This window comes from Sphaerisporangium sp. NPDC004334, assembly GCF_053602655.1.
Genome location: NZ_JBSGDZ010000003.1, coordinates 40,711 through 64,986, shown reverse-complemented (window position 1 = coordinate 64,986; position 24,276 = coordinate 40,711). Strand labels below are relative to the sequence as shown.

Annotated in this window: 20 protein-coding genes; 13 read left to right on the top strand and 7 right to left on the bottom strand. The window is 72.4% G+C overall.

Features of this window, described 5'->3' with window-relative positions:
- Positions 1-82: 82 nt before the first annotated feature.
- Complete coding sequence (locus ACWEN6_RS03955; RefSeq protein ID WP_452568840.1) at positions 83-4,765, top strand: FtsK/SpoIIIE domain-containing protein; 4,683 nt, start codon at positions 83-85, stop codon at positions 4,763-4,765.
- 60 nt (positions 4,766-4,825) lie between these two features.
- On the opposite strand, the gene ACWEN6_RS03950 is transcribed toward ACWEN6_RS03955, so the two are convergent.
- Both ACWEN6_RS03950 and ACWEN6_RS03945 read right to left on the bottom strand, forming a co-directional pair.
- Positions 4,826-5,290: a TadE family protein gene (locus ACWEN6_RS03950; RefSeq protein ID WP_452568839.1), complete on the bottom strand. Its 465-nt coding sequence runs from the start codon at positions 5,288-5,290 to the stop codon at positions 4,826-4,828.
- A gap of 61 nt (positions 5,291-5,351) precedes the next feature.
- Entirely contained in the window at positions 5,352-5,624 is a 273-nt protein-coding gene (locus ACWEN6_RS03945; protein WP_354837269.1) for a WXG100 family type VII secretion target, read from the bottom strand.
- A gap of 229 nt (positions 5,625-5,853) precedes the next feature.
- Between ACWEN6_RS03945 and ACWEN6_RS03940 the strand changes: the two genes are divergently transcribed.
- The 3 genes from ACWEN6_RS03940 to ACWEN6_RS03930 all read left to right on the top strand — a co-directional run bounded on the left by ACWEN6_RS03940 (position 5,854) and on the right by ACWEN6_RS03930 (position 10,871).
- The gene (locus ACWEN6_RS03940; RefSeq protein ID WP_354923501.1) at positions 5,854-7,599 is read left to right on the top strand and encodes an acetyl/propionyl/methylcrotonyl-CoA carboxylase subunit alpha; all 1,746 of its coding nucleotides are present in this window, start codon (positions 5,854-5,856) and stop codon (positions 7,597-7,599) included.
- A gap of 282 nt (positions 7,600-7,881) precedes the next feature.
- Positions 7,882-9,279, top strand: coding sequence for a hypothetical protein (locus ACWEN6_RS03935; RefSeq protein ID WP_452568838.1), 1,398 nt, complete (start codon positions 7,882-7,884; stop codon positions 9,277-9,279).
- A 359-nt stretch (positions 9,280-9,638) separates the two neighbouring features.
- The gene (locus ACWEN6_RS03930; RefSeq protein WP_452568837.1) at positions 9,639-10,871 is read left to right on the top strand and encodes a pentapeptide repeat-containing protein; all 1,233 of its coding nucleotides are present in this window, start codon (positions 9,639-9,641) and stop codon (positions 10,869-10,871) included.
- 179 nt (positions 10,872-11,050) lie between these two features.
- On the opposite strand, the gene ACWEN6_RS03925 is transcribed toward ACWEN6_RS03930, so the two are convergent.
- Positions 11,051-12,442: an NAD(P)H-quinone dehydrogenase gene (locus ACWEN6_RS03925; protein WP_354837277.1), complete on the bottom strand. Its 1,392-nt coding sequence runs from the start codon at positions 12,440-12,442 to the stop codon at positions 11,051-11,053.
- A 219-nt stretch (positions 12,443-12,661) separates the two neighbouring features.
- Between ACWEN6_RS03925 and ACWEN6_RS03920 the strand changes: the two genes are divergently transcribed.
- On the top strand, positions 12,662-13,114 hold the full coding sequence (locus tag ACWEN6_RS03920) for a gamma-glutamylcyclotransferase (RefSeq protein ID WP_354837279.1): 453 nt from the start codon (positions 12,662-12,664) through the stop codon (positions 13,112-13,114).
- Between the two features lie 8 nt (positions 13,115-13,122).
- On the opposite strand, the gene kynU is transcribed toward ACWEN6_RS03920, so the two are convergent.
- Both kynU and ACWEN6_RS03910 read right to left on the bottom strand, forming a co-directional pair.
- Entirely contained in the window at positions 13,123-14,307 is a 1,185-nt protein-coding gene (gene kynU, locus ACWEN6_RS03915; protein WP_452568836.1) for a kynureninase, read from the bottom strand.
- 111 nt (positions 14,308-14,418) lie between these two features.
- The gene (locus ACWEN6_RS03910; RefSeq protein WP_452568835.1) at positions 14,419-15,036 is read right to left on the bottom strand and encodes an RDD family protein; all 618 of its coding nucleotides are present in this window, start codon (positions 15,034-15,036) and stop codon (positions 14,419-14,421) included.
- 125 nt (positions 15,037-15,161) lie between these two features.
- Here ACWEN6_RS03910 and ACWEN6_RS03905 point away from each other — a divergent pair, with 125 nt between their 5' ends.
- Entirely contained in the window at positions 15,162-15,863 is a 702-nt protein-coding gene (locus ACWEN6_RS03905) for a sigma-70 family RNA polymerase sigma factor (protein ID WP_452568834.1), read from the top strand.
- A 78-nt stretch (positions 15,864-15,941) separates the two neighbouring features.
- Here ACWEN6_RS03905 and ACWEN6_RS03900 read toward each other — a convergent pair whose 3' ends face one another.
- The gene (locus tag ACWEN6_RS03900) at positions 15,942-17,444 is read right to left on the bottom strand and encodes a PucR family transcriptional regulator (RefSeq protein ID WP_452568833.1); all 1,503 of its coding nucleotides are present in this window, start codon (positions 17,442-17,444) and stop codon (positions 15,942-15,944) included.
- A 93-nt stretch (positions 17,445-17,537) separates the two neighbouring features.
- Between ACWEN6_RS03900 and ACWEN6_RS03895 the strand changes: the two genes are divergently transcribed.
- Genes ACWEN6_RS03895 through ACWEN6_RS03885 form a run of 3 tightly spaced genes read left to right on the top strand, consistent with a single transcriptional unit; the run spans position 17,538 to position 20,332 of the window.
- Positions 17,538-17,999, top strand: a complete 462-nt coding sequence (locus tag ACWEN6_RS03895; protein WP_452568832.1) for a nucleoside deaminase — start codon at positions 17,538-17,540, stop codon at positions 17,997-17,999.
- A gap of 3 nt (positions 18,000-18,002) precedes the next feature.
- A complete protein-coding gene (locus ACWEN6_RS03890) occupies positions 18,003-18,959 on the top strand; it encodes an isopenicillin N synthase family dioxygenase (protein WP_452568831.1) in 957 nt (318 codons plus the stop codon).
- Positions 18,956-20,332 (top strand): purine-cytosine permease family protein, encoded by a 1,377-nt coding sequence (locus ACWEN6_RS03885; RefSeq protein WP_452568830.1) that lies wholly within the window; start codon positions 18,956-18,958, stop codon positions 20,330-20,332. Before ACWEN6_RS03890 ends, ACWEN6_RS03885 begins: the two co-directional genes overlap by 4 nt.
- Positions 20,333-20,426: 94 nt before the next feature.
- On the opposite strand, the gene ACWEN6_RS03880 is transcribed toward ACWEN6_RS03885, so the two are convergent.
- On the bottom strand, positions 20,427-21,722 hold the full coding sequence (locus ACWEN6_RS03880) for a helix-turn-helix domain-containing protein (RefSeq protein ID WP_452568829.1): 1,296 nt from the start codon (positions 21,720-21,722) through the stop codon (positions 20,427-20,429).
- 199 nt (positions 21,723-21,921) lie between these two features.
- Here ACWEN6_RS03880 and ACWEN6_RS03875 point away from each other — a divergent pair, with 199 nt between their 5' ends.
- The 4 genes from ACWEN6_RS03875 (at position 21,922) to ACWEN6_RS03860 (ending at position 24,199) form a co-directional block, all read left to right on the top strand.
- On the top strand, positions 21,922-22,134 hold the full coding sequence (locus ACWEN6_RS03875; protein WP_452568828.1) for a DUF397 domain-containing protein: 213 nt from the start codon (positions 21,922-21,924) through the stop codon (positions 22,132-22,134).
- A 72-nt stretch (positions 22,135-22,206) separates the two neighbouring features.
- Positions 22,207-22,626: a hypothetical protein gene (locus ACWEN6_RS03870; RefSeq protein ID WP_452568827.1), complete on the top strand. Its 420-nt coding sequence runs from the start codon at positions 22,207-22,209 to the stop codon at positions 22,624-22,626.
- Between the two features lie 140 nt (positions 22,627-22,766).
- On the top strand, positions 22,767-23,288 hold the full coding sequence (gene lepB, locus ACWEN6_RS03865) for a signal peptidase I (protein ID WP_452568826.1): 522 nt from the start codon (positions 22,767-22,769) through the stop codon (positions 23,286-23,288).
- Between the two features lie 107 nt (positions 23,289-23,395).
- Complete coding sequence (locus ACWEN6_RS03860; RefSeq protein ID WP_354923541.1) at positions 23,396-24,199, top strand: purine-nucleoside phosphorylase; 804 nt, start codon at positions 23,396-23,398, stop codon at positions 24,197-24,199.
- The last annotated feature ends 77 nt before the right edge of the window (positions 24,200-24,276 follow it).

Genomic DNA, 24,276 nt, shown 5'->3' with positions numbered 1-24,276 from the left:
CTGGTTGACGTAAACCTCCGGACCGGCCGAACTCCCGTCGCTACGTTGAAGCGCGGGAGCCCGGACCCGGAGGAGACGTCGCATGCGGATCATGCTTACCGTGGTCTCAGAGCACGGCCACCGTGAGGTCGTCGTCGACGGCGACGAGGAGACCACGGTCGCCGGGCTCGCCGCCGCGCTGGACGGCTCGCCCGCCGAGCGCCACGGCAACGTCGTGCGCCTGCCGCGCGCCCGCGCCCCGTACGGGCTCGGCGGGCAGCCGCGCCCGCGGACGGCGCCCGAGGCGCCGTCGCTGTGGGTTGACGGCAGGCGGCTCGCCCCGGACGCGCCGGTCACCGCCGCGCTGCGCGACGGCGACCTGGTCACGCTCGACCAGCGCGCCGCGGGGTCCACCCTCCTGGCCGAGCCGGGCGGCGTGGTCGAGGTCAGGGTGGTGGGCGGTCCCGCCGCCGGCTCGGTCCACCGGCTGGGCCTCGGCGTCCACGTCATCGGGTCCGACCCGTCCTGCGCCGTCCACGTCGAGGATCACCACCTGGCGCCAGAGGCCGCCGAGGTGCGGGTGACCCCGGAGGACGTGCTGGTCAGGTCCATGTACTCCTCCGGCGGCAAGGCCGCCAAGCCGTCGCGCCGAGCCCGCCGCGCCGCCCGCCGCCGCGCGCGGGGCCGGGCCCCCCACGGCAAGGGGCCGGTCGCCGTGGCCGCGGGCGCCGAGGTCATCGGCGACCTGACGCGCGGCGCCGCGCACACCGTCCCGAGGCTCGCGGGCGAGCCCGTGGGAGCGCCCCGCCCCTGGCCGGAGGGCACGCCGCTGGCCTGCGGGAACTCCGTGCTGGTGCTGCGGGCCACCGAGCCCGCCGACGCGCACCTCGACGCCCTGCCGGACGGCGGCCTGGCCTACAACCGGCCGCCGCGCCTGCGCCCGGCCGAGCGGCGCCGCCGCTTCGAGGTGCCGGCCGAGCCGAGCCGCGCGGAGGGGGCGCGCCTGCAACTGCTGGCCGCGCTCCTGCCGGCCGTCCTCGGCATCACCCTGGTCGCGGTCTTCCACGTCTGGTTCTACCTGCTGATCGCCTTCATGACTCCCGCGATCATGATCGGTCAGTGGATCAGCGACCGGCGGCACGGCCGCAAGAAGTACCGCCAGGCCATGAAGGCCTACCGCGAGCGGCTGACCGCTTTCGAGGCCGCGATCGACAAGGCCAAGGCCGTCAACGAGGTGGAGCGCCGCGCCGCCTCCCCCGACCCCGCCGAGCTGCTGCTCACCGCGACCGGGCCGCGCGGGCGCCTGTGGGAGCGCAGGAGCCACGACCCCGACGCCCTGCGCCTGCGCATCGGCCTGGCCGACCTGCCGGCCGAGATCGAGTTCGTCCCCGAACGCGGCGCTTCGCCCGACACGCCGATGCCCGAGCCGCCGCTGTCGGGGGCCGTGCCGGTCTCGCTGGCCATGCGGCGCCTCGGCGTGGCGGGCGTCACCGGGTCGCGCGAGGTCGCGCTCGGCCTCACCCGGTCCCTGGCCGGCGCGGCCGCCACCCTGCACAGCCCCCGCGACCTGGCGGTGGTCGTGCTGTCGGCCAACGCCGACGGAGCGGCCCAGTGGGGGTGGACGCGCTGGCTGCCGCACTGCGCGCCCAGGGACGCCGAGTGCGTCGCGCTGGTCGGCGCCGACCCCGAGGCGGCGGCACAGCGGGTCGCCGAGCTGTCGGCGCTGATCGCCGAGCGCCTCGGCGACGACGACGCGCACGGCCTCGGCGCGCTGACCTCGGCCAAGGGATGGGGCCGGTCCTTCACACCGGACGAGGAGCCGCTGTACGCCTCCTACGACGACCGGCCCTACGACGTGCTGCTGATCCTGGACGGCGCCCAGGTGCTGCGCACCCTGCCCGGCATGCCGCAGGTCCTGCGCCAAGGGCCGCGCGCCGGGGTGTACACGATCGCCATCGACGAGGATCGGCGGCTGCTGCCGGAAGAGTGCGCGACGGTCGTCGAGTGCGGGGGCGACGGCTTCGTCCGGCTGCGCGGCGGAGGGCTCGAGACCATCGGCGAGATCCTCGCCGACCAGGTCTCGCCTGCCTGGTGCGACCGCCTCGCCCGGTCGCTGGCGCCGCTGCGGGACGTCAGCAGGGACGACGCGGCGGCCGTTCTGCCCGGCTCCGTCCGCCTGCTCGACCTGCTGGAGCTGTCCCCGTCCGGCCGGGCCGTCGCGGCGCGGTGGCGGGCGGGGGGCCGCACCACCGAGGTGCCGATCGGCGTCGGGCCCGACGGGCCGTTCAGCGTCGACCTGCGCGCGGACGGCCCGCACGCGCTCGTCGCCGGCACCACGGGCGCGGGCAAGTCCGAGCTGCTCCAGACGCTGATCTGCTCGCTCGCGGTCGCCAACCGGCCCGACGAGATGACGTTCGTGCTGATCGACTACAAGGGCGGCGCGGCGTTCAAGGAGTGCGTGCGCCTGCCGCACACGGTCGGCATGGTCAGCGACCTCGACGAGCATCTGACCCAGCGGGCGCTGGCCTCCCTGGCCGCCGAGATCCGCCGGCGCGAGCGCCTGCTGCTGGCCGCCGGGGCCAAGGACATCGACGACTACCACGAGCTGCGCGACCACGGCGTCCGGGGCTCCGCCGCGACGCCCCTGCCCCGCCTGCTGCTGATCATCGACGAGTTCGCGGCCATGGTGTCCGAGCTGCCGGACTTCATGGACGGCCTGGTCGACATCGCCCGGCGCGGCCGGTCCCTCGGCATCCACCTGATCCTCGCCACACAGCGGCCGGGCGGCGTGGTCACCGCCGACATCCAGGCCAACACCTCCCTGCGCATCGCGCTGCGCGTCACCGAGCCGTCGGAGTCGGCCGACGTGATCGCGGGGCCCGAAGCCGCGCACATCTCCAAGGCGACCCCCGGACGGTGCTACGTGCGCTCCGGCGCCGGACCGGCACAAGCCGTGCAGACCGCGCGCATCGGCGGAAGGGCGCCGACGGCCGCACGCCGCGGCGGCGGCGGGCCGAAGGTCGTCGAGGTGGGCTGGCGCGACCTCGGCCATCCGCTGCGCACCGCGCCCGAGGCGGGCGCCCCGTCCGCCGCCGACGCCGGGCCCGCCGCCGACCTGGCCCTCCTGGTGGACGCCGTCGCCGACGCCGCCCGCATGCTGGGGGTGAAAGAGCAGCCCAGCCCCTGGCTGCCGCCGCTTCCCGACACGTTCCTGCTGCGACCGGACGGCCGTACGGCATCCGCCGGCGCGGCCGAGCAGGGCGAGGTGCCGCCGCTCGCGTTCGGCGTCACCGACATGCCCTGGGCGCAGGACCGCAGGCCGCTCGTGCTCGACCCCGCCCACGGCGGGCACCTGCTGATCGCCGGGACGGCCCGCACCGGGCGCTCCACGGCCCTGCGCACCCTGGCCGGCGCCATCGCCGCCCACGCCTCCCCGCACGACCTGCACCTGCACGCCGTCGACTGCGGGTCGGGCTCCCTGCTCCCCCTGGTCGCGCTGCCGCACTGCGGCGCGGTGGTCACCCGCGACCAGCTCGACCGGGTGGAGCGGCTGCTCACCCGGCTGCGCGAGGAGGTCGGCCGCAGGCAGCAGCTCCTCGCCGAGGCCGGGTACGCCTCCCTCGCCGAGGCCAGGGCCGCCCAGCGGCGCGGCCCTGACGGCGAGGCGGCGCCGCGGCTGCCGTGGCTGGTGCTGATGCTGGACCGCTGGGAGGGCTTCACCGCCGCGTTCGAGGGCTACGACTACGGACGGCTGCTCGAGGCGTTCATGCAGCTCCTGCGCGAGGGCCCGGCCGTCGGGCTGCGCGCCGTGGTCACCTCCGACCGCTCGGGGCTGCTCGGCCAGATCTCGACGCTGTTCGAGGACCGCCTGATCATGCGGCTGGCCGACCCCGCCGACTACGGCCTGGCCGGCCTGCCCCCGCGCGGCATCCCGTCCTTCCTGCCTCCCGGGCGGGCGATGTCCCTCGGCGAACAGGGCGTCGTCGAGAGCCAGATCGCCCTTCTGTGCGATGACCCTTCCGGGCCGGCGCAGGTGGCCGCACTGCAGGACCTGGCCCGCGCCGCCGCCGAGGCCTTCCCCGAGCCGGCCGCGCCGCTGCGGGTGGACGCGCTGCCCCTGCGCGTCACCGCCGCGCAGACGCTGGACCTGGCCCCCGGCTTCAAGCCGCCCTCGCCGCTGTGGGCGCTGCTCGGCGCCGGCGGCGACGCGCTGGCCCCGCTCGGCGTCGACCTGCTGGCGCAGGGTCCGGCCGCCGTGGTCGCCGGGCCGTCGCGGTCGGGGCGCTCGTCCGCGCTGGTCACGGCCGTGCGGTTCCTGCTCGGGCAGGACACCCCGGTCGCCCTTGTGGCCCCCCGCCGCAGCCCGCTGCGCGAGCTGTCCGGCGAGCCCGGGGTGCTCGGGGTGCTCACCAGTGACGTCCAGGACCTCGCCGCGCTGGTGGCCGGCCAGGAGCGGTACGTCGTCGTCGTGGACGACGCCGAGCTGGTCTCTCCGGACTCCCCGCTGGGACAGGCGCTGGAGGAGACGCTGCGCAGCGGCAGGGACGGCGAGCACGCCCTGCTGATCGCCGGCACCACGGGGGACCTGGCGACCGCCTACCGGGGGTTCGTGGCCGAGGCGCGCAAGGCGCGGACGGGGCTGCTGCTGTCGGTGCAGAGCCCGGCGGACGGCGACCTGTTCAACGTCCGCCTGCCGCGCGGCGCCGTCGGCGGCCCGCCCGGCCGCGGGCTGCTGGTGACCTCGGGCACGCCCGTGCCCGTCCAGGCCGCCCTCACCGCCCCCTGACGTCCTCCCGAGCGGCCGCCCTCACCGCTCCCTGACGCCCTTCCGAGCTCCGGGAGGGGGTCACTGGCAGCCGGTGTCGCCGTCGTCGGGGCGGAAGCACTCGATGGGCCCGCCGAACGTCGAGGTGATCTTGAAGGTCATTCCCGGGAACAGGGGGACCACGGCGACGGCGTCGCCTTCGACGACCACGCCGCGCTGGTCGCCCTTCTCCCAGGCGCGCACCTGGACTCCCTGGAGCATCTTGGGCCCGATGGCGCGCACGATGCCGCGCGCCCGGGCCTCGGCGGAGGACTGCCAGCCGCCCGCGGAGGCGCCGGCACCGCGGGCGACGCGCGCGCCCTCACGGGCCGCGGCGTCGGCCACCTGACGCCCGTGGAAGACCAGCGCGAACTGCACGATGAGCAGGATCACCGCGAGCACGACCGGCATGATCAGCGCCAGCTCGATGACCGAGGCGCCGCGGTCGCCCGCTCGCCCCCGCCCGCCGCCGTCCGCCGCCGCCGCGTCCTGCCGCGGTGTCCTCACGCTCTCTCGCGCCATGGCCGCCACCCGGGCGGCCGCGCGCGAGCACGCCCGGCGCACCGGGCTAACGGGTGGCGGACTCGATGTTGCCCCGGTAGGTCGTGATGATGCGGGACGCCTCGGCCAGCTCCTCCGACATCCGCTGGAAGGCCTGGCGGTAGTTCTGCCAGGCGCCGCCGAAACGCACCGCGCCCGGGCCGGTCCAGGCGGTGCCGACCTTGGCCGCCTCACGGTCGAGCGCGGCCATCGTCTGGCGCACCTGCTCGGCCTGCTGTGTGAACTGGGCTGCCATGTTCTGCATTTCCGCGGGGTCGCCGCCGAGCAAGCTCTGGCTCATGGCCGGTCTCCTTCGGGATCGGTCGCACACAGTGGGTAGCCAAACGCCCCTACTTTAGACGGCCAACCCCTCAGACGCACCGGTTATACCTAGTGATTATCGGCTCCGCGCCGTACAAACGATCGTAGGACGCGCATGTAAGCGGGGGGGTAGGGGCTCACGGCGGATCAAAGCCCGCTTACACTCCGTTGAAGGCGCGCAAGGCCTCTGGAGGAAAGGGACGACCTCGGTGCGGAAGGTCCTGATCGCCAATCGTGGCGAGATAGCAGTGCGGATTGCCAGGGCGTGCAAGGACGCGGGCCTCACCGGCGTCGCGGTCTACGCCGACCAAGACCTCGACGCGCTGCACGTGCGCATGACCGACGAGGCGTACGCGCTGGGCGGGCAGTCGCCCGCCGAGACCTACCTCGACATCGGCAAGCTGCTGCGCGTCGCCGCCGACTCCGGAGCCGACGCCGTCCACCCCGGTTACGGCTTCCTCGCGGAGAACGCCGAGTTCGCCCAGGCCGTGATCGACGCCGGCCTCACCTGGATCGGGCCGCCGCCGTCCGCGATCACCGCGCTCGGCGATAAGGTCGCGGCCCGGCACATCGCCCAGGCCGTCGGCGCCCCCCTGGTGGCCGGCACCCCCGACCCGGTGTCGGGCGTGGAGGAGGTCGTCGCCTTCGCCTCCGAACACGGCCTGCCCATCGCGATCAAGGCCGCCTTCGGCGGCGGCGGGCGCGGCCTGAAGGTCGCCCGCACGATGGAGGAGATCCCCGACCTGTACGAGTCGGCCGTGCGCGAGGCCGTCACGGCGTTCGGGCGCGGCGAGTGCTTCGTCGAGCGCTACCTCGACCGGCCCCGGCACGTCGAGACCCAGTGCATCGCCGACCGGCACGGCAACGTCGTGGTGGTCTCCACGCGCGACTGCTCGCTGCAGCGGCGCCACCAGAAGCTCGTCGAGGAGGCCCCGGCCCCGTTCCTGTCCGGCGAGCAGCTCGATCTGCTGTACTCCTCCTCCAAGGCGATCCTGAAAGAGGCCGGCTACGTCGGGGCGGGCACCTGCGAGTTCCTGGTCGGCCAGGACGGCACGATCTCCTTCCTGGAGGTCAACACCCGGCTGCAGGTCGAGCACCCGGTCAGCGAAGAGGTCACCGGCATCGACCTGGTGCGCGAGATGTTCCGCGTCGCCGACGGCGAGCCCCTCGGGTACGGCGACCCTGAGGTGCGCGGCCACTCCATCGAGTTCCGCATCAACGCCGAGGACGCCGGCCGCAACTTCCTCCCGGCGCCGGGCACGCTGACCACGCTGCGCGCCCCCGCCGGCCCCGGCGTGCGCCTGGACGCCGGCTACGAGGCCGGCATGACGGTGCCCCAGTCGTTCGACTCGCTGGTCGCCAAACTGATCGTCACCGGCCGCACCCGCGAGGAAGCCCTGGCCCGCTCGCGCCGCGCGCTGGAGGAGTTCGTCGTCGAGGGCATGCCCACCGTCCTGCCGTTCCACCGGGCCGTCGTGTCCGACCCTGCCTTCACCGGCGAGCCGTTCTCGGTGCACACCCGGTGGATCGAGACCGAGTTCACCGGCACGATCGAGCCGTACGCCGGGGAGAGCGCCGCCGAGGAGCCGGTCGAGCGCGAGCGGGTGGTCGTGGAGGTCGGCGGCAAGCGGCTGGAGGTCGTGCTGCCCGCCGCCTCGGCGATGACACGCCAGGCCGCGCCGAAGAAGCCGTCCCGCCGCGCCGGCGGCAAGGGCGCGGCGGCCGCCGCCACCACCGGCGACTCGCTGGTCAGCCCGATGCAGGGCACGATCGTGAAGGTGGCGGCCTCCGACGGCGACGTCGTGCAGGCCGGCGACACGGTCGTGGTGCTGGAGGCCATGAAGATGGAGCAGCCCCTCACCGCGCACAAGGCCGGCGTGGTCACCGGCCTGGTGGCGGCCGTCGGCCAGACGGTCACGGCGGGCGCGGCCATCTGCGAGATCAAGGACGCCTGACCCCGCGCCCCGGCGGTCTCGACACGCGTCTCCGGCGACGGCTCGTACGCGTCTCCAGCGACGTCGCATGCGCGAGAAGACGTGCCACCGCATGCGCGAGGAGACGCCATCGCATGCGCGAGGAGGTGTCTCACGTACGCGCCTGTCGCGATGTCGCATGCGCGAGGAGATCATTCGCGTACGCGTCTGTCGCGACTTCGCGTACGCGTGGAGATACGGTGGCGTACCGAGGAACTCAGACGACCCGCCATTCGTCCTGTAGGACGAAGGAGGCATAAAGCCGTGACCACTCATACGATGCGCCGCGCCACTGCCACGTTCGTGGCCGTGCTGGCCGGACTGCTGACGCTGTTCGCCTTGCCGCACGCGGCACAGGCCGCGGCCCCCCCGAATCCCGACACGATCATCGCCGCCTGGAAGACGGGCGACCCCCTCTACGTCGCCCCCGGCGTCTCGCTCAGCTCCAGCCAGCTCTCGGACATCCGCAAGACCCTCAAGGGCGCCGACAGCAAGATCTACGTCGCCGCGCTGGCCGACGGCACCGTCACCGACAGCGCCTCGGCGGGCCCGCTGATCACCGCGCTCGGCCGGGCCCTCGCCGCCGAGGGCCGTCCGCGCGCCACGGTCGCCGTCCTGGACGGCACCACGCTGTTCGCCGGGTCGAGCGCGATCCGCAAGACGGGCCTGGCGGGCCAGCTCGCCACCGCGGCCACCAGCAACAACAAGGACGTCGTCTCCGGCATGGAGGACTTCGTCCACCGGGTCGACAAGGCGGCGAGCGGCGACACCAAGGGCGCGCTCAAGGCCGGCAGCGCCGCGGGCGGCGGTGGCGGCGGCGGGGTGCTGATCGGCATCCTGGTCCTGGCCGTCGTGGGCGGCCTCGGCATCTTCTTCATCTCCCGCAGCAAGAAGCGCAAGCGCGAGGCCCGCGAGGCCGCCGAGCTCGCCCAGGTCAAGCAGACCGTCGAGGAGGACGTCACCAAGTTCGGCGAGGAGATCACCGCGCTGGACCTCGACGTCAAGGTGTCGGACAACCAGGCCAAGACCAGCGGCGACTGGCAGCAGGCCCTGGACGCCTACGAGCGGGCCAAGAACGAGCTGGCCGCGGTCAAGCGCGCGGACGACCTGCGCGGCGTGACCACCGCCCTCGAAGAGGGCCGCTACGCCCTCGCGTGCGTCAAGGCCCGGGTGAACAACGAGCCGCTCCCCGAGCGGCGCGCCCCCTGCTTCTTCAACCCGCAGCACGGCCCGTCCGCGCGCGACGTCCTGTGGGCCCCGCCCGGCGGCGCCCCGCGCGACGTCCCCGCCTGCGCCGCCGACGCGCAGCGCGTGGAGCAGGGCTTCGACCCGCACATGCGCGAGGTCATGGTCGACGGCCAGCGCCGTCCCTACTGGGACGCGGGTCCCGCGTACGCCCCCTACGCCTCCGGTTACTACGGCGGCTTCGGCGGCGACCTGATGACCGGCATGCTCATCGGCACCATGCTCGGCGGATCCTTCGGCGGCTGGGGCGGCGGCGGTTACGGGGCCGGGTACGACGCCGGCTTCGCCCAGGGCGCCGAGTCCGGCGGCGGCGACTGGGGCGGCGGCGGTGGCGGTGGCGACTTCGGAGGTGGCGGCGACTGGGGTGGCGGTGGCGACTTCGGCGGCGGCGACTTCGGCGGCGGCGGCGACTGGTAACCCCCTTCCAAGACAGAGCCCCGGCCACACACGGCCGGGGCTCTCCCCTTGCCCGCACCCTCGGCACCGGCTACCGACAACCCCCGCCCCACCGACACAGAGCCCCGGCTCGGGCGGCGGAGCTGTTTCCCCGCGCACCGCCCACCTCGCGCGGCGCTCAGCCACTGGCGCGAGGGCCGCTCATCTCGCCTGTGTGGTGCTGAGTGTGGTCGGCGCCGGGGCGGCGGGTCGTGGGACGGCGATGCCGGCGCCGTCGTACGGCGGGGCACCGGTGCACGCGAAAGCGATCTGCAAGGTGGGTGCAACCCCCCGTATATGATCACCTGCCACACTCGGCTCAGTTGTCGAGGAGGCTTGCGTTGCGTCGTTCCATCCCCCTGGCCCTGATGTCCGGGCTGTTCGTTCTCGCCGTCCCCGCCGTGCCGGCGTCGGCGGCATCCCCGGCCGCCGCCACGGCAGCGCACACAGCGCTGGCGGCGCCCTGCAAGCCCGGGTCCGGGGTGAAGCTCCGCGGCAAGGACTTCACCGATGGGGCCGCCCTTCCGGAGGACCTGCGCTGCGCGGACCTGACGAACGCCAAGCTGGACGAGGTGGACTTCACCCAGAAGGACCTGTCCGGGGCGATCCTGCGCAACGCCTCCATGAAGGAGGCCGACTTCACCCAGGCGCACCTGGAGTACGCCGACCTGACCGGCGCCGACCTGTCCAACGCCGACCTCGGCCAGCTCCACGCCAAGCACGCGACCCTCAGGAACGCCGTGCTCACCGACGCCGACGCCGGCCAGGCCGAACTGCCGCACGCCGACCTCACCGGCGCGGTCATGGCTCGGGCCGAGATGACCCAGGCCAACCTGACCGACGCCAAGCTCTCCGGCGCCGATCTCAACGAGGCCACCCTCGGCCAGTTGCAGGCCAGGAACGCCGACTTCACCAAGGCCAAGATGCACGAGGCGAAGCTGGGGCAGGCCAAGCTCCAGTTCGCGGTGTTCAAGGGGGCCAACCTCAGCGAGGCCGAGTTCACCCAGGCCGAGATGGACGGCGCCGACCTGCACGGGGCGACGGTCGAGCAGGCGTCCTTCACGCAGGCCGACGACCTCGACCTGACCGGGGCGCTCGGCGAGCCCAAGGACGTCCCCAGCGACGCGAAGGGCAGCACCGAGGACCTGCCCGAGGACGCCGGTGACAGCGGTGCGTCCGACTTCGGGCAGCCGGCGGCCTCCCGGGGCAAGGGCGGGCTGGGCCTGGTCCTGGTGATCCTCAGCGGCGTGGGGCTGAGTCTGACCCTGATCTTCTGGGGCCTGTCGCACCGGCGCAGGGTCGAGCGGGCTGCGCGGTTCGCCAACGCCCGGCGCGCCGCGGAGGAGAACGTGATCAGGCTGGGCGAGGAGATCGACGCGCTCGACTTCGACTACAAGATCAACCACATGAACACCGGCAGCGTGGACCAGGACTGGCGGCGCGCGCTGGACGCCTACGAGGCCGCCAAGCACTCCCTGACCAACGCCCGCTCCGAGCCCGAGCTGGCCGGGGTCGCGGCGGCCCTCCACCACGGCCACGAGGCCCTCACCCGCGTCCGCTCCCGCCTCACCTGACCTGGCCGATCTGGCCTTACGTAGCCCGATCTGGCCTGATCTGGCCTGAGCCGATTCGACCTGGCCGCAGCCGCCCCGGGCGACTCCTTGCCGGACCCGACGCGCCTCGCCGCCGAACCGGACCCGTTGCGCGCCCACCTGGACGGGCGAGGCGACGGCGTGAGGCGGGGCGGGGCGGATCAGATGATGGTCGCGCCGGGGAGCATCAGGCGGCGGGCGGCCTCGGTGATCGAGCCGGCGAGCGAGGGGTAGACCGCGAAGGTGTGGGCGATCTGGTCCACGGTGAGCCGGTGCTGGACGGCGAGCGACACCGCGAGGATCAGCTCCGAGGCGCGCGGGGCGACGACGACCCCGCCGAGCACGATGCCGGTGTTCGGCCGGCAGAAGAGCTTCACGAAACCGTCGTTGAAGCCCTGCATCTTGGCCCGGGCGTTGGTGGCCAGGGGCAGCTTGACGATGTTCGCCTCCACCTCGCCGGCCTGGATCTGCCGCTCGGCGATGCCGACGGCGGCGATCTCGGGGTCGGTGAAGATCGTCGAGGCGACGGTGGCCAGGCGCAGCGGCTGCACGGCCTCGCCGAGCGCGTGCCACACGGCGATGCGGCCCTGCATGGCCGCCACCGAGGCCAGCATCAGCACGCCGGTGCAGTCGCCGGCGGCGTAGACGCCGGGGGCGGAAGTGCGCGAGACCTTGTCGACCTGCACGAAGCCGTTGCGGTCCAGCGTGACGCCGGCTCCCTCAAGGCCGATGCCTGAGGTGTTCGGGACCATGCCGACGGTCATCAGGCAGTGGCTGCCCTCCGCCGTCCGGCCGTCCTCCAGGGTGACGACCACGCCGTCCTCGGTGCGCTTGACCGACGAGGCGCGGGACTTGCCCATGACGTTCATGCCGCGGCGCCGGTAGACCTCCTCCAGCACCTCGGCCGCGTCGGCGTCCTCGTTCGGCATCATCCGGTCGCGGGAGGAGACGAGCGTGACCTCCGACCCGAGCGAGCGGTAGGCGCCGGCGAACTCGGCGCCGGTGACGCCCGACCCGACGACGATGAGGTGCTCGGGCAGCTCGGGAAGGTCGTAGAGCTGTCGCCAGTTGAGCACCCGCTCCCCGTCCGGTTCGGCTCCCGGCAGGACGCGCGGGGTGGCGCCGGTGGCGACGATGACGACGTCCGCCCTGATGGTCTGGTCGCCGACCCGGACGACCTGCGGGTCGACCAGCCGTCCGGCGCCCTGGACGACCTGGACGCCCTCGGCGGCGAGGCGGGCCGCGATGTCGGCCGACTGGTGGGCGGCCAGCTCCTTGACACGCTTGTTGACCAGCGGCATGTCGGCCCGCACGCCGCCGACGTCGCCGTCGGGGCCGCCGGTGAAGTTCACGCCGAGGGAGGAGGCGTCCAGCAGGGCCTGCTTGCGAACGGATGTGGCGATCATGGTCTTGGACGGCACGCAGTCGGTGAGCACGCAGGCGCCGCCGGGGCCGTCGCGTTCGACCACGGTGACCTCGGCTCCGAGCTGGGCGCCGACCAGCGCCGCCTCGTAACCGCCGGGCCCGCCACCAATGATCACAATCCTCGTCACGTACCCCATTGTCCCGCATGACGAGCAGTGCGAGGCATGCAATACCCGGCCTAAACCCTCGAAGACCAGTAAAAAAGGTTGATTAGCCCCGGAAACCCCTATGAATCCGCGGTCCTGGTGTCGATCACCGGAAGAACGGCGCTGGTCGGCCACGATCTCGCGCGTGTTGAAACCGCGAGGCCGGTTCCGCGCGCCGATCTTGGATTAGTCTTGTGTGCCGTGCCGGTTTACGCCGCCTATGGCAGCAACATGGACCCGAAGCAGATGGCTCAGCGGGCTCCTCATTCGCCCATGCGCGGGACGGGCTGGCTGCAAGGCTGGCGCCTGACCTTCGGTGGAGAGGACGTCGGCTGGGAGGGCGCGCTCGCCACGATCGCCGAGGACCCCGACGAGCACGTCTTCGTCGTCCTCTACGACGTGCCCGAGTGGGACGAGACCTCCCTGGACCAGTGGGAGGGCGCCGTGCTCGGCCTCTACCACAAGGTCCGCCTGCGCGTCGCCACCCTGGACGGCGAGGTCGTCGCCTGGTTCTACGTGCTCAACGACTACGAGGGCGGCCTGCCCTCGGCCCGCTACCTCGGCATCCTGGCGGACGCCGCCGAGAAGGCGGGCGCCCCGGACGACTACGTCGCCGACCTCCGCACCCGCCCCTGCACCTCCATCGGCGGCTGACCCGTCGCTCAGCCTGACCTGGCGAGGAGGGCCGCGAGGGTTGTCGCGGCCTCCAGGGCGTCCTCATAGCGGACGTACAGGGGGGCGAAGCCGAGGCGCAGGATGTCGGGGGTGCGGTAGTCGCCGATGACGTCCCGGGCGGTCAGCTCGGCGACCAGCGTCTCGGCGTCCGGGTGGCGCAGGGACACCTGGTGGCCGCGCCGGTCGTCGCGCGGGGTCACCACCTCGACGGCGCCACCGAGCAGCTCGTCCGCGCAGTCCATGAAGAACTCGGTCAGCGCGAGCCCCTTGGCGCGCACGTCCGCCAGGTCGACCTCCCGCCAGACGTCCAGCGCGGCGTCCAGGGCCAGCAGCGAGAGGATGTCGGGAGTGCCGGCGCGGGCGCGGGCGATGCCGGGCGCGGGCTCGTACCGGGCGTCCATCGCGAAGGGGTCGCGGTGCCCGCCCCAGCCGGAAAGCGGCTGGCGGAACTGCGCCTGCAGGCGGTTCGGCACGTAGATGAAGGCGGGCGACCCGGGGCCGCCGTTGAGGAACTTGTAGGTGCAGCCGACGGCGAGGTCCACCCGCAGCGCGTCCAGCGCGATGGGCAGCACGCCGACGCTGTGGCACAGGTCCCACACGATCCTCGCCCCGGCCGCGTGGACCTTCGCCGTGGCGGCCGCCATGTCGTACAGCCGCCCGGTCCGGTAGTCCACGTGGTTGAGCAGGACCACCGCGGTCTGGTCGCCGAGCGCCTCGTCGAGGGCGTCGGGCAGGACGGGACGCAGCACCGTGCCGGTCAGCTCGGCCACCGACTCGGCGATGTACCCGTCGGTCGGGAAGGTCGCGGCGTCCACGACGATCTCGCGCCGTCCCGGGGCCATCCGCACGGCGGCGACCAGCGCCTTGAAGAGGTTCACGCTGGTCGAGTCGGCCACGACCACCTGGCCCGGCGCGGCGCCGACCAGCGGGGCGATCTTCTCCCCCACCCGTTCCGGCGCCGTCCACCAGCCCTCGGGCCACGACCTGATCAGCCTGCGGCCCCACTGCTCGCGGACGACCTGCTCGACCCGCTCGGCCACTCGGCGCAGCGGCGCTCCAAGCGAGTTCCCGTCCAGGTAGACGACCTCGGGGTCCAGGTCGAACTCGTCCCGGACCCGCCGCAAGGGGTCCTCGGCGTCCAGCTTCGCCGCCCGCTCGACCAGCTCACCCATGCCCGCGCCCTCCGACCGCCTGCCTCGCCACCGAAATCCCATTTCCTGACGAACGTTACGCAATACGCGTTTCGCCCGGTACCACGGGGCCCTGACCTCCCGCCCCGGCCGTCAGCTCCAGGCGATCCAGAGGAACCACGCGAACGGCAAGGCGATCACCAGCAACCCGATGGTGAGGACGAGGGGGCGACCCGAGCGACCGCCGGTCTCCCCCGCCACGGCCTTCAGATCGACCACGACGGTGCCCGCCACGACGTCATGCAGGCACCTCTTACTCGGACCGAAGATCCACAGGCCGTCCACCAGCGAGAAGAGCAGCCCAACGTAGGGCGCCAAGGTCCCCGCCGCGGAGAGGGCAGAGCGCACTCCGGCTTGGGACAGCGTCAGAGGGTTGCCGTCAGCACGGACGACCCGCAGCCGGCACAGCCGCTTTCCGATGGTCTGTCCCCAGTAGGCGTGACAGATCCAGAAGTACAGGAAATAGATGATGGCCACCGCGACGTCGAGGTACCACAACGGGTTTCCGGCGTAGGGGTTGGCGAACCAGAAGTCGAGCCAACCGGACCCGGCGGCCTGCTCGCCGCCGTCCGGCGCGGAACCGCTCAACGCCACGGCGCGGACGGCGACCCCGGACACGGTCAGGATCAGCCCATCGATGAGGCTCGCGCCGAACCGGTGACGCCGCGCGGCGATCACCGCTCTCGGCGGAGCGAGGGGGAGTGAAGTCACCGGGGAAGTGTGGCAGCGCTCTTCACCTCCCGCCACAGGTGGGGGATGCGCCGGCGGCGGGGCGAGAACCGCCGCCCGGGGTTCGGGTGAAAGAGGGTGACCACACCGAGGAACGGAGCACAGGCTTGACAGCCGAAGCGATTCTGGAGGATGCGGAGCTGATCCAGCGGTCCAGACGCGATCCAGCGGCCTTCGGGGCCCTGTTCGACCGGCACGCGCCCGCTTTGCACCGTTATGTAACCCGGCGGCTGGGCGATTCACTGGCCGACGACGTCGTGGCGGACACCTTCCTGGCCGCCTTCAGGCGCCGCGACCGTTACGACGCCCGCCATCCCAATGCCCGCCCCTGGCTGTACGGGATCGCGGCCAACCTGATCGGCGAGCACCGCCGCACGGAGGTGCGGTTCTATCTCGCCTTGGCCAGGACCGGCGTCGATGAGGTGGCGGAGAGCTACGCCGACCGGGTCGAGGCCCGCGTCTCCGCATCGGCGGCGCAGCGCGATCTCGCGGGGGCGCTCGCGCTGCTGTCGCCGCAGGACCGGGAGGTCCTGCTCTTGATCGCCTGGGCCGATCTGAGCTACGAGGAGGTGGCCCTCTCTCTCGGCATACCCATCGGAACCGTGCGCTCGCGGCTGCATCGCGCCAGGAAGAAGACCCGCGCGGCGTTGGGCGGCCTCAGCTTCGGCCCCGTCACGGTGCCACCAGGGCGCATCTGGACCATGGGCGACAACCGAGGCATGTCCGTCGGCTCCCGGTTCTTCCAACGATCACTGGGCGACGGCACCATCCCGGTGGAGAACGTCGTTGGGATCATCGGTTCTCAGTGACGGGCTCGCCGGGCCTGCGTTCCCTGCGCGTGCCGCTCACACGGGCGGCCGACGCGCCCTGCGGGGTCTGTTGGATGGTCAGCGAAGGAGGCGGTGGGCGGTGGTGGCCAGTAGAAGGGCGGTGTGGACGGTGGGGTCGGTGATCGGGTGTCCCAGGAGGGTTTCTATGCGGTGGAGGCGTTGGTAGAAGGATTGGCGGCCCAGGTGGAGGGCGGCGGCGGTGCGGGTGGGGCTGCAGCCGTGGAGAAGGAAGGTTTCCAGGGTTGTCACCAGGTCGGTGCGGTGGGTGCGGTCCCAGTCGACCAGGGGTCTGATGGCGCGGCGGACCAGGTCCGCCGCGTGGGAGGGGTCGAAGTGGCGGGTGAGTTCCAGGTCCAGGGCCAGGGCGCGGGTAGTGACGACGGGAGTGACGCGGCGCAGGCCCAGGGCGGCCCGGGCGTCGCGGAGTGAGGGGCCGAGGTCGGTCAGGTCCGCGGCGGGGTGCCCCACGGCGACGTGGAGCTGGGTGGCGCTGAGCCGGCGCAAGGCCTCCTCCAAAGCCTGGGCGGCGGCGCCCACCGTGTCCGTCAGGGAAGGGGGGACGGCCAAGGCGCCGAGTACCAGGCGTGACACCCGGCCGCGGATCGCGGAGGTGTGCAGGATGTGCGCGGCCCGGTCGACGACGGCCAGCGCCGCCGCGGTCTCCACCGCTTCGGCGGCCACCCCGACCAGCACGTGGCCGGGCGGCAGCTGGAACCCCGCCATCATGGCCCGCACCGCCGCGTCCGCCTCGGCGGTGCCCTCGATCAGGTCGCGCAGCAGCGCGGACACCTGCCGGTCCCGCTCGCTCGGCGGGCTGCCGGTGCGTAGCATCGCCAGGGCCAGCGCGACAGCCGTCCGCTCCAGCGCGATCATCAGGTCCTCGCCGGGCAGCGCTGACCCGGGCCCCGCCACCAGCCGTCCCCAGGGCCCCCCGTGGAGGGTGACCGGCGTCTCGCACGCGGCGTGCTCCACGGCCCGCCACGCCTCCCGGTCGCCCGCCACACCGTGCGCGGCGACCAGCGCCCCGCTCGCCGCCACCAGCACCAGCGGCGCCCCGATCACCTCGGCCCCGGTGGCGAGCACCCCGGCCACCCCGGCCCCCGCGATGAGCGTCTCGTTGAGCGCCCGGGTGGCCCGGTCCCCGAGGCGCAGCCGCCGGCTGGCGTAGTCGACGATCAGCGTGTTGGCGTGCTCGGTGATCCGGATGAACGGCACCACCGCGTGCAGCGCGATGAACGGCAGCTCCTGCCGCCGCGCCTCTTCCACCAGCTCACGCGGCGTCTCGGGGAAGGTACGGCCGAGTTCCAGCGCGACCCCCGCAACCCCTCGCTGCGCGATCTCGCGCAGGTAGTGCCGCCGGGCGCCCGCGTCGGTGCCCGCGAGCCCGAGCCCGGTGGTGAGCAGCAGCTCACCCCCGGTGAGCAACGGCCCGATCTCGTAGATCTCGCTGGAGTGCACCCAGCGCACCACGCGGTCCAGCGATGCATCGCCCGCGAGTATGCGCGGCCGGGCCTCGCGCAGTACGTCGAAGGCCAGCAGTTCGCGAAGCGTGAGCGGCATACCTACCCGCTTTACGGATTGTCCGGTGAAGGTGGCCATAATACGGACGATCTGCCCGTTCTCGCCGGGCGCCTCCCGGGAGATAGTTGCCCCATGACCAGCGAAGCCGCCGACCCGGCCACGATGCTCGCCATCGCGCTGGAGGAGGCCAGAAAGGGGCTCGCCGAGGGCGGCATTCCCATCGGCGCGGCCCTGTTCGGCCCGGACGGGCGCCTGCTCGGCCGGGGACGCAACCGCCGCGTCCAGGACAGCGACCCCTCGGTGCACGGGGAGACCGCGGCGTTCCGGAACGCGGGACGCCAGCGGACGTACCGGGGCACCACCATGGTGACCACCCTGTCCCCGTGCTGGTACTGCAGCGGGCTTATCCGCCAGTTCGGCATCACCGGCCTCGTCGTCGGCGAGAGCCGCACCTTCACCGGGCAGCACGAGTGGCTCGCGGAGAACGGCGTGTCCGTCACGGTGCTGGACTCCCCCGAATGCGTCGAGCTGATGACCGCGTTCATCGCCGCCGACCCGGCGCTGTGGAACGAGGACATCGGAGAGGATTCATGACCCATGAAGACGGTCCCGATCATCGATCTGACCCCATGGTTCCAGGGCGGCGCCGCCGATCGCGCCCAGGTGGCGGGGCAGGTCGACCAGGCGCTGCGCGAAATCGGCTTCCTGCTCGTCACCGGCCACGGGGTGCCGCCGGAGCTGCGCGCCGGGGTGCGGGCCGCGGCCAAACGGTTCTTCGCGCTGCCCGAGGAGGTGAAGCGGCGCTACGCCGTCACCGTCGGCGGCCGGGGCTGGCTGCCGCCCGGCGTGGAGGCCAACGGGTACGCCGAGGGCACTCCCACCCCGCCGGACCTGAAGGAAACGTTCGCGGTGGGCGCCGACGACCCGATCGGCGACCCGGTGATCGACGCCGAGTGGTTCCTGCGGAACGTGTGGCCGCCGGAGGTGCCCGAGCTTCGGAGCCTGGTCACCGAGTATCTGGCCCGCATGCGCGCCCTGGCCGATGAGCTGCTGGTCGTCTGCGCGGCGGCGCTCGGCCTGCCGGACGGCTTCTTCACCTCGCGGGCCGGCCACCCGTCGTACACGATGAACATCAACAGATACCCGCCGCTGTCGCAGGTCGGCCCGCCCGAGCCCGGCCAGTTCCGCATCGGCCCGCACACTGACTTCGGCACGGTGACCGTCCTCGACCGGCAGCAGGGCGTCGGCGGCTTGCAGGTGTTCACCCTGGACGGCGAGTGGATCGACGCGCCGTACGCCGAGGACTCCTTCACCATCAACATCGGCGACCTGCTGGCCCTCTGGACCGGCGACCGCTGGCGCTCCACGCGGCACCGGGTGCTGCCGCCCGACCCGAGCGCCCCGGACGAGGAACTGGTGTCCCTCATCTACTTCTACGAGTGCGACCCCCTTGCGGAGGTGGAGTCCCTGGGGCCGCCGATCGGCACGGTCGCGCATCCTCCGGTCATCGCGCACGAATACCTCATGGAGAAACTGAAGGCGATCACGGTATGACGGTTCTGGAACCCCCCGGCGTCGCAGTACGCGAAGGCGACTATGGCGCGAAGGTCACCGCGGTGGAACCCGGCGGTGTCGAGTTCATCCCCCTGGCCGACCGGCACGGCGCGCCACGGCAACTGCTGTGGACGTGGATGTCCCCCAACCTCGAATTCGCGACCATCTTCCTCGGCGTGCTGGCGGTCGCCGCGTTCGGGCTGAGCTTCTGGCAGGCCGTGCTGGCGGTCACCGTGGGCACCGGGCTCGGCGCGCTGTCGCACGGCGTGCTGTCGGCGCGCGGCCCGGCGGCCGGAGTGCCGCAGATGGTGCTCGGGCGGCTGCCGTTCGGGTACTGGGGCAATCTGCTGCCCTCGGCGTTCAACACGGTGGCGGCCGGCATCGGCTGGTTCGCGGTGAACAGCGTCAGCGGGGCGCTGGCGCTCAACACGCTGACCGGGCTGCCGGCGTGGCTGTGCCTGGTGGTCGTGGTCGCGGTGATGGTGGTGCTCGGCTTCTTCGGGCACAACCTGGTGCAGGCGTTCGAGCGGTACGCCTTCCCGGTGCTCGCCGTGATCTTCCTGGTCGCGTCGGCGATCATCCTGACCAAGGCGGACCCAGGGTTCGCGGGCAGCGGCGGCGGAGTCGGCGGGTTCCTGCTCACCGTCGGCGCCACCTTCGGGTACGCCGCCGGCTGGAACCCCTACGCCGCCGACTACACCCGCTACCTGCCGCCGGACGCCGGCAAGCGGGCCGTGGGGCTCGCGGCCGGGCTCGGCGTGTTCGTCTCGTGCGTGCTGCTGGAGGTGGTGGGCGCGGCGTCGGTCACCATCGGCGGCGACGCCCTCGGGCAGCCCACCACCGCCTTCACTTCGCACTTGCCCGGCCTGATCGCCGGCCTGGCCCTGCTGGCCATCGCGCTCGGCGCCGTCTCGGCGAACGCGCTGAACGTCTACTCTGGCGCGATGTCCCTGCTCACCATGGGCGTGCGCCTCCCGCTCACGATGCGCCGCGCGCTCACCGCCGTCGCGTGCGGCGTCGTGGGCTTCGTCGTGGCCCTCACCGGACTTGAGGACGCGGGCCACAAGTACGAGTCGTTCCTGCTCGTCATCTCGTACTGGATCGGCCCGTGGCTGGCCGTCGTGCTGGCCGACCAGTACCTGAGCCGCGGGGAGGTGCCCCTGGCCCGCCTGTACGACCGGTCGCACCGCAGCCCCGCGGGGCCGATCGCCATGCTCGCCGGCGTGGTGCTGTCGGTGTGGCTCTTCTGCAACCAGGAGTTGTACGTGGGCCTGGTCCCGAGCCGGTTCCCCGCAGTGGGCGACATCACGTTCGAGGCGGGCTTCCTCATCGCGGGCGTCGTCTACGTCGCGCTCAAACCCCTGCGCCGCTGACCCCGGCCCCGTGGCGCCCGGCGTCACGGGGCCTCTTCCTGCACGTCGCGCCGCCCGGGCCGAACCCGTCGGCGAAGCGTCATCGTGGTCGAGTTCAGGCGTGCTTCGTGGCCCCGGTGGTGGCGAGGACCTCACGGAACTCCATGACCGCCGGGCGGGCTTGCTGGGCGATGGGCACGGCGCGGAGCACCATGCGTCCTGTCTCCAGGATGTGGGTGCTGCGGTACGCCGGAGACATGCCGCCGATCGTCCCCGCCGCCTGCCGCACCCCTTCGTCCGTACCGCCCTGAACGACCGTGCAGAGTGCTCCATGCAGGGCGATGTTCGCTTTGTACTGGTAGTCCCGGGTGATTCTGAGCACGTCATCGCGGGCTCTGGCCGCTGCGGCCTCCTCACCGGCGCCAGCGTGGACCCAGTTCTCCGCGAAGTGAACCTGACTCGCACTCCAGAAGCCCCACGGGTCGGAGGGGCTGTCGGTTTCGGCGAGCCGGAGAAGTGCGTGCAGGGTGTGCTTCGCCTCGTCATGCCGGCCGAGCATGGACAGCGCCTTCGCCCGCGTGGTCATGAAGTCGACGCTCGGCTTCCCGGCGAGCTGCTCGGCGGACTCGACCAGGCGGAGGACGGTCTCGGGGGCGCGCTGGCCGTACAGTCCGTGCCCTGCCTCCTCGCCACGTACGAGCAGGCGGAGCCCGAAGTCCCCGGAGAGGTCGGCCGACTGGCGGGCGGTGCGCCACCAACGGATCGCGGCGCCGTGATCACCCCGGCGGGTCAGCGCGTTCGCGAGGATGGCCGAGAGCGTGGCCGTGACGCGGTGCAACCCGGTCAGCTCGGCGGGAGCGCAGGCATCCAACTGCCTGCGCACCGCCATCAGGTCGATCGCCAGGTCCGCGGCCACCTGCGCGGGCGGCCGGGTGCGCAGCGCGTGCAGATGATCGGCGCAGCTCACCTCCCACTCTGCCACGCTGCGGAAATCGTGGTTCAGAGACAGGCTGAGAAGCCGGCGAACGGGTTCGCCTGGCATGCCGAACGCTCCGAAGGCAGCGCTCGTAGCGGCGAATCGCAGAAGCTGTCGGCGTTCCGTGGCGACCTCCTCGTCGGAATTCTCCTTTGTTGCGAGTGTACGTAGCCGGTCGATTTCCACAACCAACCCATGAAGCGTTACAAGTCGCCCCTCAGCCCCCAGAGCATCATCAATCCCTTTGATGTGATCGGCGTGCGGACGCGCGAGCCCACGTTCCCACCTGGACAGCTCGCCCTGATCGACGAAGGCGGCCCTGGCCAGCTCACGCTGCGAAATATTGCGCACTTCCTCCCGCCAATGGCGCATATAAGCACCCAGTAGATGCCATGGCGACTCGTCGAGGACGACCGGCTCGCACGCGCGCGGCATGAACAACTCCCCGTGATGAATCGATGGGAATGCGCACCCCATCAACGTTCTCGTTGGACCGCTCCCAAAGCTCCTCCACTATGACATCAGCCACGCGGAAACACCTGCGTAAAAGCGCCTCGGGTGACCGGGGCACCGGCCCCGGTCATCCGGCGGACCCGCCGGACGGACCCCCTCGACCAGAAAGGAAGACCAGCACATGGACGATCTGTACGACCGCGACCTCACCGGCGCCGCGTTCACCCGGATGTGCGGCGGAAACACCGGCGAGGAGGGCGAGGCGTGCGTCGAGTTGGCCCCCATTCCGGGCGTGGACGACGCGTTCGCCCTGCGTGACAGCAAGAACCCGGATGCCGGGACGCTCCGCTTCAGCGGTTCCGAGCTGCGCACCGCCGGCATGACCACCATCTAGCGAGACCATCACCCCGGGTGGCTCCCGCCCGCCGCAGACAGGCGGGAGCCACCCTCACCGTACGGGGCGTTCATGCACTTTCACTGCTACTCGTGGACGGGAATCGGCGACGACCAGCGCCGGGAAGGCGAACGCCGCCCGCCACTCCCTCCCGGCGACCTCGCGGCGTTCCGCGCCTCGCCGCTGCCTCCCATGCGAACCTGCGACTGGCTCCTCAAACCCGCCAGCATGATCGACGCCTCCCCCGAGACCGTCGCCGAGGCACTGACCTGGCTCGCCGAACGCTACAGGGCCGCCGAGCCGTCCTTCCTCCACCCGGCCGGCGAAGCCCACATCGGCCTGGACACCCGCCTGGCCAACGCCGAAGAATCACTCACCGGCGGCGTGGACGTCCAATGGGGCATCTGGCTCACAGCCGGCAGATTCCTCACCCTCAACATCACCTGCTGCACCCCCAACCGCCATGCCTCGTACGCCTGTCCTGAAGCCTGATGTTCACCCGGCATCGAACGATGAGCAATGCCACCAACGACCACACCACTCGGAACACAGCCGACAACGGAATCGGCCGACGATATCTTCACCGTCCCCACCGGGTGCAAGAGGAACGCACGGCTGCTGGGTGATCCGTCATGATGAGCGGCATGACGCGCCTTCATCCGGTCTGGCCGGCTTTGCTGTTGGTCGCCGGCCTCTCCACCGCCTGTGGTCTGGTGCCAGGTCTCACAGGACACCATGTCTACGACGTCACCAGTGAGGCGATGCTGCCGACGCTCAAGGTGGGGACGACGGTCACGGCGAAGACGGTCGACGGCTACACCCCGAGAATGGGCGATGTCGTGGCGGTCCGGGCGCCGGACAGCTGGTCCTTCAATAAGCCGTTCCTCACACGGGTCATCGGCGTCCCGGGAAGCACGCTGAGGTGCTGCGATGACGACGGCCGGGTACAGCTGAACGGGAAGTCCCTGGACGAGCCTTACATCGCTCGCTCGTCCGGCTACCGGAGCTTCGGTCCCGTCACGGTGCCGCCGGGACGCATCTGGACCATGGGTGACAACCGCGAGGTGGCCATCGACTCCCGCTCCTTCCAGAGGTCTCTGGGCGACGGCACCATCCCCGCGGAGAACGTCATCGGGGTCATTTCCTCGAACTGACGTCCCTCGGCTTCCGCCGATTCGCCTCGGCGGCCCGGGTCACGTGCGCGGGTGCACGGGTACCGGCGTGTGTCGGTGGGAGGAATCCGGTTGTAGCCTCGGTGAGCGTGAGCAAAGACGCTTATTCACTGGCCGCGGAGGCGGCGGGGGTGCTGAAGGCCCTCACCGGGGTTGAGTCCTTCGATGTCGCGCTGGTCATGGGGTCGGGGTGGGTCCCGGCCGCCGACGCCATCGGGACGACGATCGCCGAGCACGACGTGACCGAGGTGCCGGGGTTCGCCGCGCCGTCGGTGGCCGGCCACGCCGGGAAGGTAAGGGCGGTCGAGACCGAGTCGGGCAGGAAGGCGCTCATCTTCCTGGGCCGCACCCACCTGTACGAGGGCCGGGGCGTGGAGCCGGTGGTCCACGGCGTGCGGACGGCCGTCGCGGCCGGGGCGGGCACGGTCGTGCTGACCAACGCGGCCGGCGGGCTGCGGCCCGAGACGCAGGACGTCGGCGACCCGGTGCTGATCAGCGACCACATCAACCTGACCGGCGCCAACCCGATCACGGGCGCGACCTTCATCGACCTGACCGAGGTCTACTCGCGGCGGCTGCGCGAGCTCGCGCGCGAGGCCGACCCGTCGCTGGCCGAGGGCGTGTACGTCGCCTTCCGCGGGCCGACCTACGAGACCCCGGCGGAGATCCGCATGCTGCGGACGCTGGGCGGGGACCTGGTCGGCATGTCCACCGTCCTTGAGGCCGTCGCCGCGCGCGAGGCCGGGGCCGAGGTGCTGGGCATCTCGCTGGTGACCAACCCGGGCGCCGGGCTGGCCGGCGAGCCGCTGAACCACGAGGAGGTCCTGGAGGTCGGCAGGGCCACGGCGGCCCGCATGGGCGTTCTGCTGGCCAAGGTCGTCAACAAGCTGTAGGGCACCTTGGGCGGGGCGGCCGGGCCGCCCAGGGGCGGGCGCGGAGGACGCGCTAGACACGCCCGGGGGCCCCTGGT

Excerpts from the sequence above, each read along its gene's own strand:
- ACWEN6_RS03955 (WP_452568840.1), top strand. The coding sequence starts at position 83 with ATGCGGATCATGCTTACCGTGGTCTCAGAGCACGGCCACCGTGAGGTC.
- ACWEN6_RS03945 (WP_354837269.1), bottom strand. The coding sequence starts at position 5,624 with ATGAGCCAGAGCTTGCTCGGCGGCGACCCCGCGGAAATGCAGAACATG.
- kynU (WP_452568836.1), bottom strand. The coding sequence starts at position 14,307 with ATGGGTGAGCTGGTCGAGCGGGCGGCGAAGCTGGACGCCGAGGACCCC.
- ACWEN6_RS03900 (WP_452568833.1), bottom strand. The coding sequence starts at position 17,444 with ATGCCGCTCACGCTTCGCGAACTGCTGGCCTTCGACGTACTGCGCGAG.
- ACWEN6_RS03895 (WP_452568832.1), top strand. The coding sequence starts at position 17,538 with ATGACCAGCGAAGCCGCCGACCCGGCCACGATGCTCGCCATCGCGCTG.
- ACWEN6_RS03890 (WP_452568831.1), top strand. The coding sequence starts at position 18,003 with ATGAAGACGGTCCCGATCATCGATCTGACCCCATGGTTCCAGGGCGGC.
- ACWEN6_RS03885 (WP_452568830.1), top strand. The coding sequence starts at position 18,956 with ATGACGGTTCTGGAACCCCCCGGCGTCGCAGTACGCGAAGGCGACTAT.
- ACWEN6_RS03880 (WP_452568829.1), bottom strand. The coding sequence starts at position 21,722 with ATGCCGCGCGCGTGCGAGCCGGTCGTCCTCGACGAGTCGCCATGGCAT.
- ACWEN6_RS03875 (WP_452568828.1), top strand. The coding sequence starts at position 21,922 with ATGGACGATCTGTACGACCGCGACCTCACCGGCGCCGCGTTCACCCGG.
- ACWEN6_RS03870 (WP_452568827.1), top strand. The coding sequence starts at position 22,207 with ATGCACTTTCACTGCTACTCGTGGACGGGAATCGGCGACGACCAGCGC.
- lepB (WP_452568826.1), top strand. The coding sequence starts at position 22,767 with ATGATGAGCGGCATGACGCGCCTTCATCCGGTCTGGCCGGCTTTGCTG.